This is a genomic window from Luteimonas sp. MC1750 (assembly GCF_016615955.1).
In the GTDB taxonomy this organism is placed as follows: domain Bacteria; phylum Pseudomonadota; class Gammaproteobacteria; order Xanthomonadales; family Xanthomonadaceae; genus Luteimonas.
In genome coordinates, this window is record NZ_CP067113.1 from 2,254,333 (window position 1) to 2,271,520 (window position 17,188).

The 17,188-nt window shown below is 66.7% G+C and carries 13 protein-coding genes and 4 tRNA genes; all 17 read right to left on the minus strand.

The window, feature by feature from the left end; genetic code table 11:
- Nucleotides 1-6: 6 nt before the first annotated feature.
- A complete protein-coding gene (rpsG, locus tag JGR68_RS10590) occupies nt 7-474 on the minus strand; it encodes a 30S ribosomal protein S7 (protein WP_199363290.1) in 468 nt (155 codons plus the stop codon).
- A 50-nt stretch (nt 475-524) separates the two neighbouring features.
- Nucleotides 525-899 carry a 30S ribosomal protein S12 gene (gene rpsL / locus JGR68_RS10595; protein ID WP_144892849.1) on the minus strand — a complete coding sequence of 125 codons (375 nt, stop codon included), beginning with the start codon at nt 897-899 and terminating at the stop codon, nt 525-527.
- 355 nt (nt 900-1,254) lie between these two features.
- Nucleotides 1,255-5,505, minus strand: a complete 4,251-nt coding sequence (rpoC, locus tag JGR68_RS10600; protein ID WP_199363289.1) for a DNA-directed RNA polymerase subunit beta' — start codon at nt 5,503-5,505, stop codon at nt 1,255-1,257.
- 89 nt (nt 5,506-5,594) lie between these two features.
- On the minus strand, nt 5,595-9,752 hold the full coding sequence (gene rpoB / locus JGR68_RS10605; RefSeq protein WP_199363287.1) for a DNA-directed RNA polymerase subunit beta: 4,158 nt from the start codon (nt 9,750-9,752) through the stop codon (nt 5,595-5,597).
- Nucleotides 9,753-9,981: 229 nt separating this feature from the next.
- Complete coding sequence (rplL, locus tag JGR68_RS10610; RefSeq protein ID WP_199363284.1) at nt 9,982-10,353, minus strand: 50S ribosomal protein L7/L12; 372 nt, start codon at nt 10,351-10,353, stop codon at nt 9,982-9,984.
- A gap of 65 nt (nt 10,354-10,418) precedes the next feature.
- Nucleotides 10,419-10,943 carry a 50S ribosomal protein L10 gene (gene rplJ / locus JGR68_RS10615; protein WP_199363282.1) on the minus strand — a complete coding sequence of 175 codons (525 nt, stop codon included), beginning with the start codon at nt 10,941-10,943 and terminating at the stop codon, nt 10,419-10,421.
- Between the two features lie 348 nt (nt 10,944-11,291).
- A complete protein-coding gene (gene rplA, locus JGR68_RS10620) occupies nt 11,292-11,990 on the minus strand; it encodes a 50S ribosomal protein L1 (RefSeq protein ID WP_199363279.1) in 699 nt (232 codons plus the stop codon).
- A 4-nt stretch (nt 11,991-11,994) separates the two neighbouring features.
- A complete protein-coding gene (rplK, locus tag JGR68_RS10625; protein WP_199363277.1) occupies nt 11,995-12,423 on the minus strand; it encodes a 50S ribosomal protein L11 in 429 nt (142 codons plus the stop codon).
- A gap of 178 nt (nt 12,424-12,601) precedes the next feature.
- A complete protein-coding gene (gene nusG, locus JGR68_RS10630; RefSeq protein ID WP_199363275.1) occupies nt 12,602-13,183 on the minus strand; it encodes a transcription termination/antitermination protein NusG in 582 nt (193 codons plus the stop codon).
- A 5-nt stretch (nt 13,184-13,188) separates the two neighbouring features.
- The gene (gene secE / locus JGR68_RS10635) at nt 13,189-13,572 is read right to left on the minus strand and encodes a preprotein translocase subunit SecE (protein WP_199363274.1); all 384 of its coding nucleotides are present in this window, start codon (nt 13,570-13,572) and stop codon (nt 13,189-13,191) included.
- Nucleotides 13,573-13,596: 24 nt separating this feature from the next.
- A tRNA-Trp gene (locus JGR68_RS10640) sits at nt 13,597-13,672 on the minus strand.
- Nucleotides 13,673-13,842: 170 nt separating this feature from the next.
- Nucleotides 13,843-15,033, minus strand: a complete 1,191-nt coding sequence (gene tuf, locus JGR68_RS10645; RefSeq protein ID WP_199363292.1) for an elongation factor Tu — start codon at nt 15,031-15,033, stop codon at nt 13,843-13,845.
- Between the two features lie 60 nt (nt 15,034-15,093).
- Nucleotides 15,094-15,169: transfer RNA gene (locus JGR68_RS10650), tRNA-Thr, on the minus strand.
- Between the two features lie 43 nt (nt 15,170-15,212).
- Nucleotides 15,213-15,286, minus strand: a tRNA-Gly gene (locus JGR68_RS10655).
- Nucleotides 15,287-15,299: 13 nt separating this feature from the next.
- A tRNA-Tyr gene (locus tag JGR68_RS10660) sits at nt 15,300-15,385 on the minus strand.
- 75 nt (nt 15,386-15,460) lie between these two features.
- Nucleotides 15,461-16,552, minus strand: coding sequence for a redox-regulated ATPase YchF (ychF, locus tag JGR68_RS10665; protein ID WP_199362940.1), 1,092 nt, complete (start codon nt 16,550-16,552; stop codon nt 15,461-15,463).
- A gap of 7 nt (nt 16,553-16,559) precedes the next feature.
- Nucleotides 16,560-17,141 (minus strand): aminoacyl-tRNA hydrolase, encoded by a 582-nt coding sequence (gene pth / locus JGR68_RS10670; protein WP_199362939.1) that lies wholly within the window; start codon nt 17,139-17,141, stop codon nt 16,560-16,562.
- Between the last annotated feature and the right edge of the window lie 47 nt (nt 17,142-17,188).

Below are 17,188 nucleotides of genomic sequence, written 5' to 3' on the forward strand. Positions count from 1 at the left end.
GCGCCGTTACCAGCGGTAGTGCGCGAAGGCCTTGTTGGCCTCGGCCATGCGGTGCGTCTCTTCGCGCTTCTTGATCGCGCCACCGCGGTTCTCGGAGGCGTCGATCAGCTCGGCGGCGAGCTTGCGCGGCATGCTGTTCTCGCCGCGCTTGCGGGCGGAATCGATCAGCCAGCGCATCGCCAGCGCCATGCGGCGCGACTGGCGCACTTCGACCGGCACCTGGTAGGTGGCGCCGCCGACACGGCGGGACTTCACCTCGACCGACGGCGAGATGTTGCCGAGCGCCTTCTCGACGACTTCCAGCGGGTTCGGGTTGCGCTCGCCGATGACGTCCATGGCGCCGTACACGATCTTCTCGGCGACGGACTTCTTGCCGCTGTACATCACCATGTTGATGAAGCGCGCGATGGTCTCGCTACCGTGCTTGGGGTCGGGCAGCACCGAGCGCTGCGGGGTGTTTCCTTTACGCGACATTGTTCTCGAGCCTTTTCAGTATCTGTTCGAAGGGCGGGAAAGGGACTGGATCAGCCCTTCGGACGCTTGGCGCCGTACTTGGAACGGGCCTGCTTGCGCTTGGCGACGCCGGCGGCGTCGAGCGAGCCACGCACGGTGTGGTAGCGCACGCCCGGCAGGTCCTTGACGCGACCGCCGCGGATCAGCACCACCGAGTGCTCCTGCAGGTTGTGGCCTTCGCCACCGATGTAGGAGATGACCTCGTAGCCGTTGGTGAGGCGCACCTTGGCGACCTTGCGCAGGGCCGAGTTCGGCTTCTTCGGGGTCGTGGTGTAGACGCGGGTGCACACGCCACGACGCTGCGGGCAGTTCTGCAGCGCGGGCGAGTTGCTCTTGTAGGTTTCCGGGCTGCGCGGCTTGCGCACCAGCTGGTTGATCGTTGCCATCGGTGTCGGGTCTTCTGCTCCGGGCGCGAGGCCCGCTGTTGGGTATGACGGGCTGGGCCCGGCTCGGTGGCGGGCCCCAGGGGGCTCGCCGGCCGCACGGTCCAGGTTCCGTGCGCGAAAACGAAGGCAGGCGGAGTCAACCCAGCCTGCCGAGACGGAAAAGTATAGCCGGCGTCGACGCCCAGCGTCAACGCAGCCAAGGGACCGGGCAGGCAGCACTCCGCATTCCGGGGCGCGCCTGGGCCATGGTCATCTTTCCCGCCCTTCCTGGGCCGAACACGAGGCGCCTCCATGGCACCTCATTTCGGGATCTGGGACGGCCCCCGGGAGGGCCGTCACTGACTTTGGATCGGTATTACTCGCCGGCGCCTTCGGCCAGGGGTGCATCGCCCCCCTCGACCTGCGCCGTCTCCTCGACCTGCGACTCTTCCACGACGGTGACCGCGGACAGGGCCTCCATCTCGGACTCGGTCAGGCCGGAGGCGTTCTTGCGACGCTGCGTATGGTACGCCAGTCCGGTGCCCGCGGGAATCAGGCGGCCGACGATCACGTTCTCCTTCAGGCCGCGCAGGCTGTCACGGGTGCCGCGGACGGCCGCCTCGGTCAGCACGCGGGTGGTCTCCTGGAAGGAGGCCGCGGAGATGAACGACTCGGTCGCCAGCGACGCCTTGGTGATGCCCAGCAGCACCGGATCGTAGTGCACCGGAAGCTCGCCCTTGGCGTTGTGCTTCTCGTTGGCCTCGATGACGCGCTGGCGCTCGGCCTGCTCGCCATTGAGGAAACGGGTGCTGTCGCCGGCATCGGTGATCTCGACCTTGCGCAGCATCTGGCGGACGATCACCTCGATGTGCTTGTCGTTGATCTTGACGCCCTGCAGGCGGTAGACGTCCTGGATTTCCTTGGTCAGGTACGACGCCAGCTCCTCGACGCCCTTCAGGCGCAGGATGTCCTGGGGGCTCGGCTCGCCGTCCACCACGGTCTCGCCCTTCTCCACGTGCTCGCCCTCGAACACGATGATCTGGCGATACTTCGGGATCAGCTCCTCGTGATCGTCACCGTCGGCCGCCTTGATGATCAGGCGCTGCTTGCCCTTGGTGTCCTTGCCGAAGCTCACCACGCCGGACTTCTCGGCGAGGATCGCCGGGTCCTTCGGCTTGCGCGCCTCGAACAGGTCGGCCACGCGCGGCAGGCCGCCGGTGATGTCGCGGGTCTTGGACGCTTCCTGCGGGATCTTCGCCACCACGTCGCCCACGCCGACGGACGCGCCGTCCTGCATGTTGACGATCGAACGCGGCGGCAGCAGGTACTGCGCCGGCAGGTCGGTGCCGGGGATGTTGAGGTCCTCGCCGGTCTTGGCGTCGACGATGCGGATCAGCGGGCGCAGGTCCTTGCCCTGGGAACCGCGACGCTTCGGATCGGTGATCTCGCGCGAGGCGAGGCCGGTCAACTCGTCGGTCTTCTCGATGACGGTGACGCCGTCGATGAAGTCGATGAAGCGCATCACGCCCTTCACTTCCGACACGATCGGGTGGTTATGCGGGTCCCAGGTGGCAACCGTCTGGCCGGCCTTGACCGCCATGCCGTCCTTCGCGTTGATGGTCGCGCCGTAGGGCAGCTTGTAGCGCTCGCGCTCGCGGCCATGCTGGTCGAGCACCGAGATCTCGCCCGAGCGCGACACGCCGACCAGGTGGCCCGCGGAGTGCGACACGAACTTGACGTTGTTGAACTTCACCGAGCCGGTGGTCTTGACCGTCACGTTGTCGATCGCGGCCGCACGCGACGCCGCGCCACCGATGTGGAAGGTCCGCATCGTCAGCTGGGTGCCGGGCTCGCCGATCGACTGCGCGGCAACCACGCCCACGGCCTCGCCGAGGTTGACGAGGTGGCCGCGGCCGAGGTCACGGCCATAGCAGTGGGCGCAGACGCCGAACGACGACTCGCAGGTGATGGTCGAACGCACCTGGATCGCCTGCACGCCGGCGTCCTCGAGCTTCTGCACCCAGGCTTCGTCGAGCAGCGTGTTGCGGGTGACGATCGGATCCTCGTCGTCGCCCGGCAGGAACACGTCCTCGGCCACCATGCGGCCGAGCACGCGGTCCTTCAGCGGCTCGACCACGTCGCCGCCTTCGACGATCGGGGTCATGCTCAGGCCGTCGCGGGTGCCGCAGTCGGTCTCGGTGATCACCACGTCCTGCGCCACGTCGACCAGGCGACGGGTCAGGTAGCCGGAGTTCGCGGTCTTCAGCGCGGTATCCGCCAGGCCCTTTCGCGCACCGTGGGTCGAGATGAAGTACTGCTGGACGTTCAGGCCCTCGCGGAAGTTCGAGGTGATCGGGGTCTCGATGATCGAGCCGTCGGGCTTGGCCATCAGGCCGCGCATGCCCGCCAGCTGGCGGATCTGCGCCTGCGAACCACGCGCGCCGGAGTCGGCCATGATGTAGACCGAGTTCATCGACTTCTGCTCGACCCGCTCGCCCTTGGCGTTGGTGACGATCTCGGTGCCGATGGTCTTCATCATCGCCTGGGCGACGCGCTCGTTGGTGCGCGACCAGATGTCCACGACCTTGTTGTAGCGCTCGCCGGCGGTGACCAGGCCGGACTGGTACTGCTGCTGGATCTCCAGGACCTCGGCCTCGGCCTCGGCCAGGATGCCCTTCTTCTCGTCCGGGATCACCATGTCGTCGATGCCGATCGAGACGCCGGCGCGCGTGGCGTACGCGAAGCCGGTGTACATCAGCTTGTCGGCGAACACGACCGTGTCCTTCAGGCCGAGCATGCGGTAGCAGGAGTTGATCAGGCGGCTGATGTTCTTCTTGTTCAGCTCGGTGTTGGCCAGCGCGAACGGCAGGCCTTCCGGCAGGATCTCGGCCAGCAGGGCGCGCCCGACCGTGGTCTCCACGATCGAGGTCTTCTTCTCGCGGTTGCCGTCCTCGTCGGCCACGGTCTCGGAAATGCGGACCTTGACCTTGGCGTGCAGGCCGGCGGCCTTGTTGTCGTAGGCGCGCTTGACCTCGGCGACGTTCGCGAACGCCATGCCCTCGCCCACCGTGTTCTCCAGCGCGCGGGTCATGTAGTACAGACCCAGGACCACGTCCTGCGACGGCACGATGATCGGCTCGCCGTTGGCGGGCGACAGGATGTTGTTCGACGACATCATCAGCGCACGCGCTTCCAGCTGGGCCTCGAGGCTCAGCGGGACGTGCACGGCCATCTGGTCACCGTCGAAGTCGGCGTTGAACGCGGTGCAGACCAGCGGGTGCAGCTGGATGGCCTTGCCCTCGATCAGCACCGGCTCGAACGCCTGGATGCCCAGGCGGTGCAGGGTCGGCGCGCGGTTCAGCAGCACCGGGTGCTCGCGGATCACCTCTTCGAGGATGTCCCACACCTCGGCCTCTTCGCGCTCGACCAGCTTCTTGGCGGCCTTGATCGTCGTGGCCAGGCCACGGCGCTGCAGCTTGGCGAAGATGAAGGGCTTGAACAGCTCCAGCGCCATCTTCTTCGGCAGGCCGCACTCGTGCAGGCGCAGCGTCGGGCCGACCACGATGACCGAACGGCCCGAGTAGTCGACGCGCTTGCCCAGCAGGTTCTGGCGGAACCGGCCCTGCTTGCCCTTGATCATGTCGGCGAGCGACTTCAGCGGGCGCTTGTTGGTGCCGGTGATGGCGCGGCCGCGGCGACCGTTGTCCATCAGCGCGTCCACCGACTCCTGCAGCATGCGCTTCTCGTTGCGCACGATGATGTCGGGCGCGTTGAGCTCGAGCAGGCGGCGCAGGCGGTTGTTGCGGTTGATGACGCGGCGGTACAGGTCGTTGAGGTCGGAGGTCGCGAAGCGGCCACCGTCCAGCGGGACCAGCGGGCGCAGGTCCGGCGGCAGCACCGGCAGCACGGTCATGACCATCCACTCGGGGCGGTTGCCCGACTCGAGGAAGGCCTCGACCAGCTTGATGCGCTTGGTGAGGCGCTTGAGCTTGGTCTCGGAGCCGGTGGCGGCGATCTCTTCCTTCAGGCGCACCATCTCGGCCTGCAGGTCGATCGTCCGCAGCAGGTCGAACACGGCCTCGGCGCCCATCGCGGCGTCGAAGTCGTCCCCGTGCTCCTGGCGCATCTGCATGAACTGCTCTTCGTTGAGCAGCTGGCCACGCTCCATCGGCGTCAGGCCCGGCTCGGTGACGACGAACGCCTCGAAATAGAGGATGCGCTCGATGTCACGCAGCGTCATGTCCAGCATCAGGCCGATGCGCGACGGCAGCGACTTGAGGAACCAGATGTGCGCGGTGGGGCTGGCGAGGTCGATGTGGCCCATGCGCTCGCGGCGCACCTTGGCCAGGGTGACCTCGGTGCCGCACTTCTCGCAGACCACGCCGCGGTGCTTCATGCGCTTGTACTTGCCGCACAGGCACTCGTAGTCCTTCACCGGCCCGAAGATGGCGGCGCAGAACAGGCCGTCGCGCTCGGGCTTGAAGGTGCGGTAGTTGATGGTCTCGGGCTTCTTGACTTCGCCGAACGACCACGAACGGATCAGGTCGGGCGAGGCCAGCGCGATCTTGATCGCGTCGAAGTCGAGCGCCGGGCGCTGCTGGTTGAACAGGTTCAGAAGGTCTTTCATGTGTTTCTCCGGGAACGGAAATCGAGGACGTGGCTGCGGTACTCACCGGGGGCGGGCGCGTGGTGCGCGCCCTGCCCCGGCTGGCGTCCTCAGTTCTCTTCCAGCTCCATGTTGATCGCGAGCGAACGGATTTCCTTGACCAGCACGTTGAAGGACTCGGGCATGCCCGCGACCATCTCGTGTTCGCCGTCGACGATGTTCTTGTACATCTGGTTGCGGCCCTGCACGTCGTCGGACTTCACCGTCAGCATTTCCTGCAGGGTGTAGGCGGCGCCGTAGGCTTCCAGTGCCCAGACCTCCATCTCGCCGAAGCGCTGGCCGCCGAACTGCGCCTTGCCGCCCAGCGGCTGCTGGGTGACGAGCGAGTACGGACCGGTGGAACGCGCGTGCATCTTGTCGTCGACCAGGTGGTTGAGCTTGAGCATGTGCATGTAGCCCACGGTCACCTTGCGCTCGAAGGCATCGCCGGTGCGGCCGTCGTACAGCTGCGCCTGGCCACTGGTCGGCAGGTCGGCGAGTTCCAGCATCTGCTTGATCTCGACCTCCGCCGCGCCGTCGAACACCGGGGTCGCCATCGGCACGCCGCCGGTCAGGTTCTTCGCCAGCGTCAGCAGCTCCTCGTCGGAGAACTGCTTCAGGTCCACGCGCTGCCCGTGCAGCTTGTTGTCGTGGTTGTAGATCTGGTCGAGGAACTTGCGCAGCTCGGCCACCTTGGCCTGCGCCTGCAGCATCTCGTCGATCTTCCTGCCCAGGCCCTTTGCAGCCCAGCCCAGGTGGACCTCGAGGATCTGGCCGATGTTCATTCGGCTCGGCACGCCCAGCGGGTTGAGCACGATGTCGACGGTCTCGCCGTTGGCCATGTGCGGCATGTCCTGCACCGGAACGATGGTCGACACGACGCCCTTGTTGCCGTGGCGGCCGGCCATCTTGTCGCCCGGCTGGATGCGGCGCTTCACCGCCAGGTAGACCTTGACCATCTTCAGCACGCCCGGTGCGAGGTCATCGCCCTGGGTGATCTTGCCGCGCTTGTCCTGGAAGCGGCGCTCGAATTCCTCCTCGTGCACCTGCAGCTGCTTGGCGGCGCGCTCGATCGCGTCGGCGGCGTCGTCGTCCTTCATGCGCAGCTGCAGCCAGTCGGACTTCTTCAGGCCGTCCAGCACCAGCGACGACACGGTGTCGCCCTTCTTGACGCCCGGGCCGCCGTTGGCGGTCTTGCCCAGCAGCTGTTCGCGCAGGCGGGCGTAGATCGCGCCCTCGAGGATGCGGAACTGGTCGTCGAAGTCCTTCTTGACGGCCTTGATCTCGCTTTCCTCGATCTGCTTGGCGCGCTTGTCCTTCTCGATGCCGTCGCGGGTGAAGACCTGCACGTCGATGACGGTGCCGTCCATGCCGGGCGGCACGCGCAGCGAGCTGTCCTTCACGTCCGACGCCTTCTCGCCGAAGATCGCGCGCAGCAGCTTCTCTTCCGGGGTCAGCTGGCTTTCGCCCTTGGGCGTGACCTTGCCGACCAGGATGTCGCCGGCGCGCACTTCGGCGCCGATGTACACCACGCCCGACTCGTCGAGGCGGTTGAGCGCCTGCTCGGAGACGTTCGGGATGTCGGCCGAGATCTCCTCCGGGCCCAGCTTGGTGTCACGGGCGACGGCGGTGAGCTCCTCGATGTGGATCGTGGTGTAGCGGTCTTCCTTGACCACGCGCTCGGACAGGAGGATCGAGTCCTCGAAGTTGTAGCCGTTCCACGGCATGAACGCGACCAGCATGTTCTGGCCCAGGGCCAGCTCGCCGATGTCGGTCGAAGGACCGTCGGCCAGCACGTCGCCGCGCGCGACCACGTCGCCCACGTTGACCAGCGGGGTCTGGTTGATGCAGGTGTTCTGGTTGGAGCGCGTGTACTTGATCAGGTTGTAGATGTCGACGCCGGCATCGGTTTCGCCGGAGATCTCGTCCTCGTTGACCTTGACCACGATGCGCGCGGCGTCGATCTGCTCGATCACGCCGCCACGGCGCGCGTTCACCGTCACGCCCGAGTCGCGCGCCACGGCGCGCTCGATGCCGGTGCCGACCAGCGGCTTCTCGCTCTTCAGCGTCGGCACGGCCTGGCGCTGCATGTTCGCGCCCATGAGCGCGCGGTTGGCGTCGTCGTGCTCGAGGAACGGAACCAGCGCCGCCGCGACCGACACGGTCTGCATCGGCGAGACGTCCATGTAGTGGATCTCGCTCGGCGGCTTCAGCAGGTTCTCGCCCTGGAAGCGGCAGGCGATGAACGGCGCGTCGAGGTTGCCGTTGTCATCCTGCGGCGCGCTCACCTGCGCGATGACGTACTCGTTCTCCTCGATCGCCGACAGGTACTCGACGTCGTCGGTGACCTTGCCGTCCACGACCTTGCGGTACGGCGTCTCGAGGAAGCCGTAGCCGTTGGTGCGCGCGAACACGGCCAGCGAGTTGATCAGGCCGATGTTCGGGCCTTCCGGGGTCTCGATGGTGCAGACGCGGCCGTAATGGGTCGGGTGCACGTCGCGCACCTCGAAGCCGGCGCGCTCGCGGGTCAGGCCGCCCGGGCCAAGCGCCGACACGCGGCGCTTGTGGGTGACCTCGGACAGCGGGTTGTTCTGGTCCATGAACTGCGACAGCTGCGACGAACCGAAGAACTCCTTCACCGCCGCCGCGACCGGCTTGGCGTTGATCAGCTCCTGCGGCGTCAGGCCATCGGCCTCGGCCATGGTCAGGCGCTCGCGCACCGCGCGCTCGACGCGCACCAGGCCCACGCGGAACACGTTCTCGGCCATCTCGCCGACCGAACGCACGCGGCGGTTGCCGAGGTGGTCGATGTCGTCGACCACGCCGCGGCCGTTGCGGATCTCGGTCAGCACCTTCAGCACGTCGAGGATGTCGGAGCTGTCGCCGTTGGCCTGGCGCAGGCGCGCGGAGTCGTCGTCCTTGCGCTCGGCGAAGTACTTGGCGTCGTACAGCACCGGCGAACCGGTGGTTTCCTTGCGGCCGATGCGGCGGTTGAACTTCATCCGGCCCACGCCCGACAGGTCGTAGCGCTCGAAGGTGAAGAACAGGTTGTGGAACAGGTTCTGCGCGGCATCCTTGGTCGGCGGCTCGCCGGGACGCATCATGCGGTAGATCTCGACCAGGGCCTCGAGCTGGGTCCGGGTTCCGTCGATGCGCAGGGTGTTGGACAGGTACGCGCCGCGGTCCAGGTCGTTGGTCCAGATCGTGCCCACGGCCTCGATGCCCGCCTTGCGCAGGGCTTCCAGCATCTCGTCGGTGATCTCGTCGTTGGCCGAGGCGATCAGCTCGCCGGTGGCGGCATCGACGACGTCATGCGACAGCACGCGGCCCACGAGGTAGGCATCCGGCACGGCCAGGGCTTCGATGCCCGAGTCGGTCAGCTGCTTGACGTGGCGCGCGGTGATCCGGCGGCCGGCCTCGACGATCACGCGGTCGCCATCGGCCAGGTCGAAGTCCAGGGTCTCGCCGCGCAGGCGCTCGGGCACCAGCTCGAGCTGCACGCCCTCTTCGGGATCGATGTGGAAGTGGTTGATCTCGAAGAACTCGTTGAGCATTTCTTCGTTGTTGTAGCCGAGCGCGCGCAGCAGCACCGAAACCGGCAGCTTGCGGCGGCGGTCGATGCGGGTGAACAGCGCGTCCTTCGGGTCGAACTCGAAGTCGAGCCACGAGCCGCGGTACGGGATGATGCGGGCGCTGTACAGCAGCTTGCCCGAGCTGTGGGTCTTGCCACGGTCGTGGTCGAAGAACACGCCCGGCGAGCGGTGCAGCTGGGAGACGATGACGCGCTCGGTGCCGTTGACGATGAAGGTGCCGTTGCCGGTCATGAGCGGGATCTCGCCCATGTAGACCTCCTGCTCCTTCACGTACTTGATGGCCTTCGACGAGGACTCGCGGTCGTAGATCACCAGGCGCACGGTCACGCGCAGCGGGGCGCCGTAGCTGAGGCCGCGGTTGCGGCACTCACGCTCGTCGAACACCGGGTCGCCGAGCTTGTAGCCGACGTACTCCAGCGCTGCGTAGCCGTTGTAGCTGGTGATGGGGAACACGGACTTGAGGGCGGCGTGCAGGCCGCGGTCCTCGCGGCGCGCGGGATCGCGGTCGGCCTGCAGGAACTCGCGGTACGAGTCGACCTGGATGGCCAGCAGGAACGGGACCTCGAGGATCGAACGGCGCTTGCCGAAGTCCTTGCGGATGCGCTTCTTTTCGGTGAACGAATATGACGTCGTCATGGGGAGCTACCGCCTTTGGCATCAGCGGGCCGCGCGCGGCGCGACCCAGGGGAATCTGTGAACCGCCAGTTGGAAATCGCTGGTATTGCCGGCACCAGCACGCCATCTCCCGCTACTTCCAACTGCCGACTCGTGTCGGTTCTTGCAACAGTCTCTACAACGGCCGAAGGCCGGGGGCTTTCGCCCCCAGCCCCGGTGGTCGCCGATCACGCTGGCGACGCGACAACGCTTACTTGACTTCGACCGTGGCGCCGGCCGCTTCCAGGTCCTTCTTGATCTTCTCGGCGTCTTCCTTCGAAGCGCCTTCCTTGACCACGCCACCGGCTTCGGTCAGGTCCTTGGCTTCCTTCAGGCCCAGGCCGGTGATCGCGCGGACCACCTTGATGACCTCGACCTTCTTCTCGCCAGCCGACTTCAGCGTGACGTTGAACTCGGTCTGCTCCTCGACGGGAGCGGCGGCGGCGGCCGGGCCAGCGGCCATGGCGACCGGGGCGGCGGCGGACACGCCGAACTTCTCTTCCATCGCGTGGACCAGCTCCATCACCTCGACGAGGGTCTTGCTGCTGATCGCTTCGATGATCTGCTCGTTGGAAAGGGACATCTCGATACCTCTGGTTATCTAATGTTGGAAAACGTCTGTGGTCGGGTGTCGACCGAACTGTTGCCTCAAGCAGCCTTCTGCTGGCCGACCGCGCTCGTAGCGCGGGCGACCTGCGTGGCCGGCTCGGCCAGCACGCGCACCAGCATGGTGGCGGGCTGGACCATGACGCTGAGCAGCATCGACAGCGCTTCGTCACGCGTCGGGAGCGAAGCCAGGACATCCACATGGGTGCCCGGGTACTTCTGCCCGCCGATCGCCACGAGGCGCGGCTTCAGCTTGTCGTTCGCCTTGGCGAACTCCTTGATCAGGCGTCCGGCGGCGCCGGGGTCTTCCTTCGAGAAGGCGTACAGCAGGGGACCGGTCAGCTCGTCCTGGACGATGGCGTAATCGGTGTTCTCCACTGCACGCGAGACCAGCGTGTTCTTCGCGACTTTCAGGTACACGCCTTCGGCGCGCGCCTTCTTGCGCATGCTGGTCAACTGCTCGACGGTCAGGCCCACGTACTCCGCGGCAACCAGCGAGTGCGCCGTCGCGGCGACCTCGGCCAGTTCGGCAACGACTTCCTTCTTCTGGTTCAGATTGAGAGCCATTGCACTTCCTCCGTACTTCGCAATCCGGCCTGGCGCATCCGCGCCGGGCCGGTCCTTTGGCGGCACCAGTCCCTTGGTGCCGGGGACGCCGCAAGCGGCATCCCGTTGGTGGCCGTTTTCCGTCTGGATCGATACGTCTTGATCTTTGGGAGGGTCGGCAACCATCTGCGCAGGCCCGTCCCCGCTCGCGCGGTTCGAGGATTAAGCGCCCTGCGGTGGCAACGACGGCGAATCCATGCCAGTTCGAGCATCCCTGCCCGTCGTCGCTGCCGCGCAGGCCGCGCCTGCGGTCTTTGACGGCCCCGCCTCCGGCACAAGGCCTTCGGCGATGCCCTCAAAACTTGCTGATTACTTGAGCGACAGCGTCGACTGGTCGACGGTGACGCCGGGGCCCATCGTCGAGCTGACCGAGATCTTCTGCAGGTACTGGCCCTTGGCGGTGGCCGGCTTGGCCTTCACCAGGTCGACCAGCAGCGCCTGCAGGTTCTCCTTCAGGCGCTCGGCGCCGAAGTCGGCCTTGCCGATCGTGCAGTGGATGATGCCGGCCTTGTCGGTGCGGTAGCGGACCTGGCCGCCCTTGGCGTTCTTGACCGCCTCGCCCGGGTTCGGCGAAACCGTGCCGACCTTCGGGTTGGGCATCAGGCCGCGCGGGCCCAGCAGCGTGCCGAGCTTGCCGACCACGCGCATGGCGTCGGGGGTGGCGATCACGACGTCATAGTTGAGGTCGCCGGCCTGCATCTTCTCGGCCAGGTCGTCCATGCCGACGGCGTCGGCACCGGCGGCCAGGGCCTCCTCGGTCTTGGCGCCGGCCGGGGCGAACACCGCCACGCGCACCGACTTGCCGGTGCCCTGCGGCAGCACGGTCGAGCCACGGACCTGCTGGTCCGACTTGCGCGCGTCGACGCCCAGGCGCACGGCCACGTCGACGGCTTCGACGAACTTGGCCTTGCTGTTGTCCTGCACGATCTTCAGTGCGTCATCGATGCCATAGGCCTTGCCCGGAACCACGGCGGCCTTGATGGTCTTCTGTCGCTTGGTCTGTGCCATGTCTTCAGCCCTCCACCGACAGGCCCATCGAACGGGCGGAGCCCTCGATGGTGCGAACTGCTGCTTCCAGGTCGGCCGCCGTCAGGTCGGCTTCCTTCATCTTCGCGATCTCTTCGAGCTGGGCGCGGGTGACCTTGCCCACCTTCTCGGTGTTCGGGCGCTTGGAGCCCGAGGCGACGCCGGCAGCCTTGCGCAGCAGCACCGCAGCCGGGGTCGACTTGGTGATGAAGGTGAAGGTGCGGTCCGAGTACGCGGTGATGATGACCGGGGTCGGAAGACCCGGCTCGAGCTTCTGCGTGGCGGCGTTGAACGCCTTGCAGAACTCCATGATGTTCAGGCCGCGCTGGCCCAGGGCAGGACCGACCGGCGGCGAAGGATTCGCCTGACCCGCCTTGACCTGCAACTTGATGTAACCCACTACTTTCTTGGCCATTGTCCTCTCCGGGTGCGAACGCCTGTCAGGCTCCCCATCGGGCCGGGAATCTCGCGTCCCGGTGTCGCGTTTTCACGCGCAAAGGCCGCCAGGGCGGCGGCCAATGCGAACGCCCGGTTTCCGGGCAGGAAGCCGCGCACTATAGCAGCTTCCGGTAGACCGGCCAAGCGGCCGGGGATCAGGCCTTCTCGACCTGCCCGAATTCCAGTTCGACCGGGGTCGAGCGGCCGAAGATGAGCACGGCCACGCGCAGGCGGCTCTTTTCGTAGTTGACTTCCTCGACCACGCCATTGAAGTCGTTGAAGGGACCGTCGACGACGCGCACCATCTGGCCGGCCTCGAACAGCACCTTCGGGCGCGGCTTCTCGACGCCTTCCTGCACGCGGGCGAGGATGGCATCGGCCTCCTCGTCGCGGATCGGCAGCGGCTGGGCGGCGGTGCCGCCGATGAAGCCCATCACCTTGGGGGTTTCCTTCACCAGGTGCCAGCTCTCGCTGTCGATGCGCGGAATCCCGCCCTCGTCCTGGGTGGCGATCTGGACCAGGACATAGCCCGGGAAGAACTTGCGCTCGGAACGGCGCTTCTGGCCGGAGCGCATCTCGATGATCTCTTCGGTCGGCACCATCACGTCGCCGAACTTCTCTTCCATGCCCATGCGCACGATGCGGTCGCGCAGCGCCTGGGCCACCGACTTCTCGAAGCCGGAATAGGCATGGACCACGTACCAGCGCTTGACGATCTCGCTTTCCAAACCGGACATCTCCATCAGTTGCCGAGCAGCAGGCGGATGAGCCACTGGATGACCAGGTCGAACCCGGCCAGCATCAGGCTGATGATCACCACCACGATCATCACCACCCAGCTCATGCGCATGGCTTCCTGGCGCGTCGGCCAGACGACCTTGCGCAGTTCGAAGCGGGCTTCGGACAGGAACTCCCGGGTCTGGAAGCCCTTGGTGCTGGTCAGGAACACGACCAGCGCGGCGGCGACGCCGCCGACCACGGCAAGGACGCGCAGCGGCATCGGCCACTGGCCTTCGAACCAGTAGAAGGCGACGAGCCCGCCGACAAGCAGGAGGCCCGCAACCACGTACCTGGCGATGTCGCCTGCCGAGGCGTGGTTCCTCGAATGTTCAACCCTGCTGTTCAAGTGGCTATCGCCCTCGTTGCGGCATGGCACGCCAGGAGGGACTCGAACCCCCAACCTGCGGTTTTGGAGACCGCTGCTCTGCCAATTGAGCTACTGGCGTGTACAAAAACTTGGCACCTCTTAGACGCCAACGGCGAGCCGCTCCCGACTCGCCCCGGCGTTTACCACAGGCCGCCGGCGTGAGCCGATGGCCGCTGGCGTTATCCGGCCTGCTTGCAGGCCCGGATCAACGGCAGCACATATCACGGCGGCAACGCCGCCGGGATAGGCTTACTTGAGGATCTTGGCGACCACGCCCGCGCCGACCGTACGGCCACCCTCGCGGATCGCGAAGCGCAGGCCCTCGTCCATCGCGATCGGGTTGATCAGCGAGACCACCATCTTCACGTTGTCGCCCGGCATCACCATCTCGACGCCCTCCGGCAGCTCGCAGGCGCCGGTGATGTCGGTGGTGCGGAAGTAGAACTGCGGACGGTAGCCCTTGAAGAACGGCGTGTGGCGGCCGCCCTCGTCCTTCGACAGCACGTAAACCTCGGCCTCGAAGTCCGTGTGCGGCTTGATCGAACCCGGCTTGCACAGCACCTGGCCGCGCTCGACGTCGTCGCGCTTGGTGCCGCGCAGCAGCAGGCCGGCGTTGTCGCCCGCCTGGCCCTGGTCGAGCAGCTTGCGGAACATCTCGACGCCGGTGACGGTCGTCTTCTGGGTGTCGCGGATACCGACGATCTCGATTTCCTCGCCCACCTTGATGATGCCGCGCTCGATGCGGCCGGTCACCACGGTGCCGCGGCCCGAGATCGAGAACACGTCTTCCACCGGCATCAGGAAGGTCTTGTCGATGTCACGCTCCGGCTCCGGGATCCAGGTGTCCAGCGCCTCGACCAGCTTGATGATCGCCGGCACGCCGATGTCCGACTGGTCGCCTTCCAGCGCCTTCAGCGCCGAACCGTGGATGATCGGGGTGTCGTCGCCCGGGAAGTCGTACTTCGACAGCAGCTCGCGCACTTCCATCTCGACCAGCTCGAGGAGCTCCGCGTCGTCGACCATGTCGGCCTTGTTCAGGAACACCACGATGTACGGCACGCCGACCTGGCGCGCCAGCAGGATGTGCTCGCGCGTCTGCGGCATCGGGCCGTCAGCGGCCGAGCACACCAGGATCGCGCCGTCCATCTGCGCCGCACCGGTGATCATGTTCTTGACGTAGTCGGCGTGCCCGGGGCAGTCGACGTGCGCGTAGTGGCGGTTCGGGCTCTCGTACTCCACGTGCGAGGTCGAGATCGTGATGCCACGCGCCTTCTCTTCCGGCGCCTTGTCGATCGCGTCATAGGCGTGGAATTCGCCGCCGAAACGCTCCGCACCGATCTTCGTCAGCGCCGCCGTCAGCGTCGTCTTGCCGTGGTCCACGTGACCGATCGTGCCCACGTTCACGTGGGGCTTGGTGCGCTCGAACTTACCCTTGGCCATGATTGCGTATCTCGTTGAACTGTTGGGTGGAAGGCCGCGCGTTCGGCTGCGGCCCGAAGATGGTGCTCACGACTGGAATCGAACCAGTGACCTCCTCCTTACCAAGGAGGTGCTCTACCGACTGAGCTACGTGAGCGTGAGTTGTACCCTGGCGCCGGGTTTCCAATGATACCCCGCGGTGGAGCGGGAGACGGGAATCGAACCCGCACCATCAGCTTGGAAGGCTGAGGTTCTACCGTTGAACTACTCCCGCGCCGGGGATGAACTGGTGGAGGGAGGTGGATTCGAACCACCGAAGGCGTAAGCCAGCAGATTTACAGTCTGCCCCCGTTGGCCGCTTGGGTATCCCTCCAGCAAAAGACAAGCCGGTGAAACAGCCCACGATTTTGACGGCGCGCGAGGCGGCTGTCAACGCCTGTGATCGCTTTCAGACGTTGAAGCGGAAATGCAGGACGTCGCCTTCCTGCACGCGGTACTCCTTGCCCTCCAGGCGCAGCCGTCCGGCCTCGCGTGCGCCGGCTTCGCCGCGGTAGCGGATGAAGTCGTCGTAGCCGATGGTCTCGGCGCGGATGAAGCCCTTCTCGAAGTCGGTATGGATCACCGCCGCCGCCTGCGGCGCGGTCGATCCGGCCCTGACCGTCCAGGCGCGGACTTCCTTCACCCCGGCGGTGAAGTAGGTCTGCAGCCCGAGCAGGTTGTAGGCGGCGCGGATGACGCGGTTCAGGCCGGGTTCGTCCAGGCCGAGGTCGCGCAGGAACTCGTCGCGGTCCGCGTCGTCGAGCTGGCTCAGCTCCTCCTCGATCGCGGCCGAGACCGGCACCACCTCGGCACCCTCGCCCACCGCGCGCGCGCGCACCGCATCCAGGTGCGGATTGCCCTCGAAGCCGTCCTCGAGCACGTTGGCCACGTACATCACCGGCTTCAGCGTCAGCAGGAACAGGTCGCGCACCGCGGCCCGGTCGTCCTCGGAAAGCCCCAGCGCGCGCGCCGGCGTGCCGGCGTCGAGCCCGGCGCGCACCCGCGCCAGCACCTCGACCCGCGCCTTGGCGTCCTTGTCGCCGGTCTTGGCCGAGCGCTCGGCGCGCTGCAGGGCCTTGTCCACCGATTCCAGGTCGGCCAGCGCCAGCTCGGTGTCGATGGTGTCGATGTCGGCGAGGGGGTCGACGCGGTTGTTGACGTGGATGACGTCGGGATTCTCGAAGCAGCGCACCACGTGGGTGATCGCGTCGACCTCGCGGATATGGGCCAGGAACTTGTTGCCCAGGCCCTCGCCGCTGGCGGCACCGGCCACGAGGCCTGCGATGTCGACGAACTCGACCGCGGTCGGGATCACCTTCTGCGGATTGATGATCTCCGCCAGGGCGTTCAGGCGCGGGTCCGGCACCGGCACCACGCCCACGTTGGGCTCGATGGTGCAGAACGGGAAGTTGGCGGCGGCGATGCCCGCCTTGGTCAAGGCGTTGAAGAGGGTCGACTTGCCGACGTTCGGCAGGCCGACGATGCCGCAGGTAATGCCCATAGCTGTGTCAGGTCCTGTTGGTATGCAGCCGCTTCATGGCTTCGTTGAAATCGCCGGCCATGGCCAGCGGCAGCACGTCGAGCGCGTCGTCGATCGCGCGCCCGATGAGGATGTCGTCGTCCGGCGACGCCCGCCCCAGCACCCAGCCGGTCACCCGGTCCTTGTGCCCGGGATGGCCGATGCCGACGCGCAGGCGGTGGAAGCGGCCGTGGCCGAGCAGGCGCATGGTGTCGCGCAGCCCGTTCTGGCCGCCGTGGCCACCGTCGAACTTGAGCCGGACGGTGCCTGGCGGGAGGTCCAGCTCGTCGTGGACCAGCAGCGCCTGCTCCGGCTGGATCTTCCAGAAATTCAGCGCGGCCAGTACCGACTTGCCGCTGAGGTTCATGAACGTGGCCGGCTTCAGCAGCCAGGCCTCGTGGCCGGCGATCCGCAGCTTCGCGGTCTCGCCGAACAGCTTGCCGTCGACCCTGAAGCGCTCGCCCCCGCGCTCGGCCAGGGTGTCGACAAGACGGAACCCGGCGTTGTGCCGGGTCCGTGCATGTTCCGGGCCGGGGTTGCCCAGCCCGACGATGAGGCGGATGCCGTCCATCGCATCGGCGCGGGCCGGCGCTCCCCGGAGGAAGCGCCAGCGCGCAG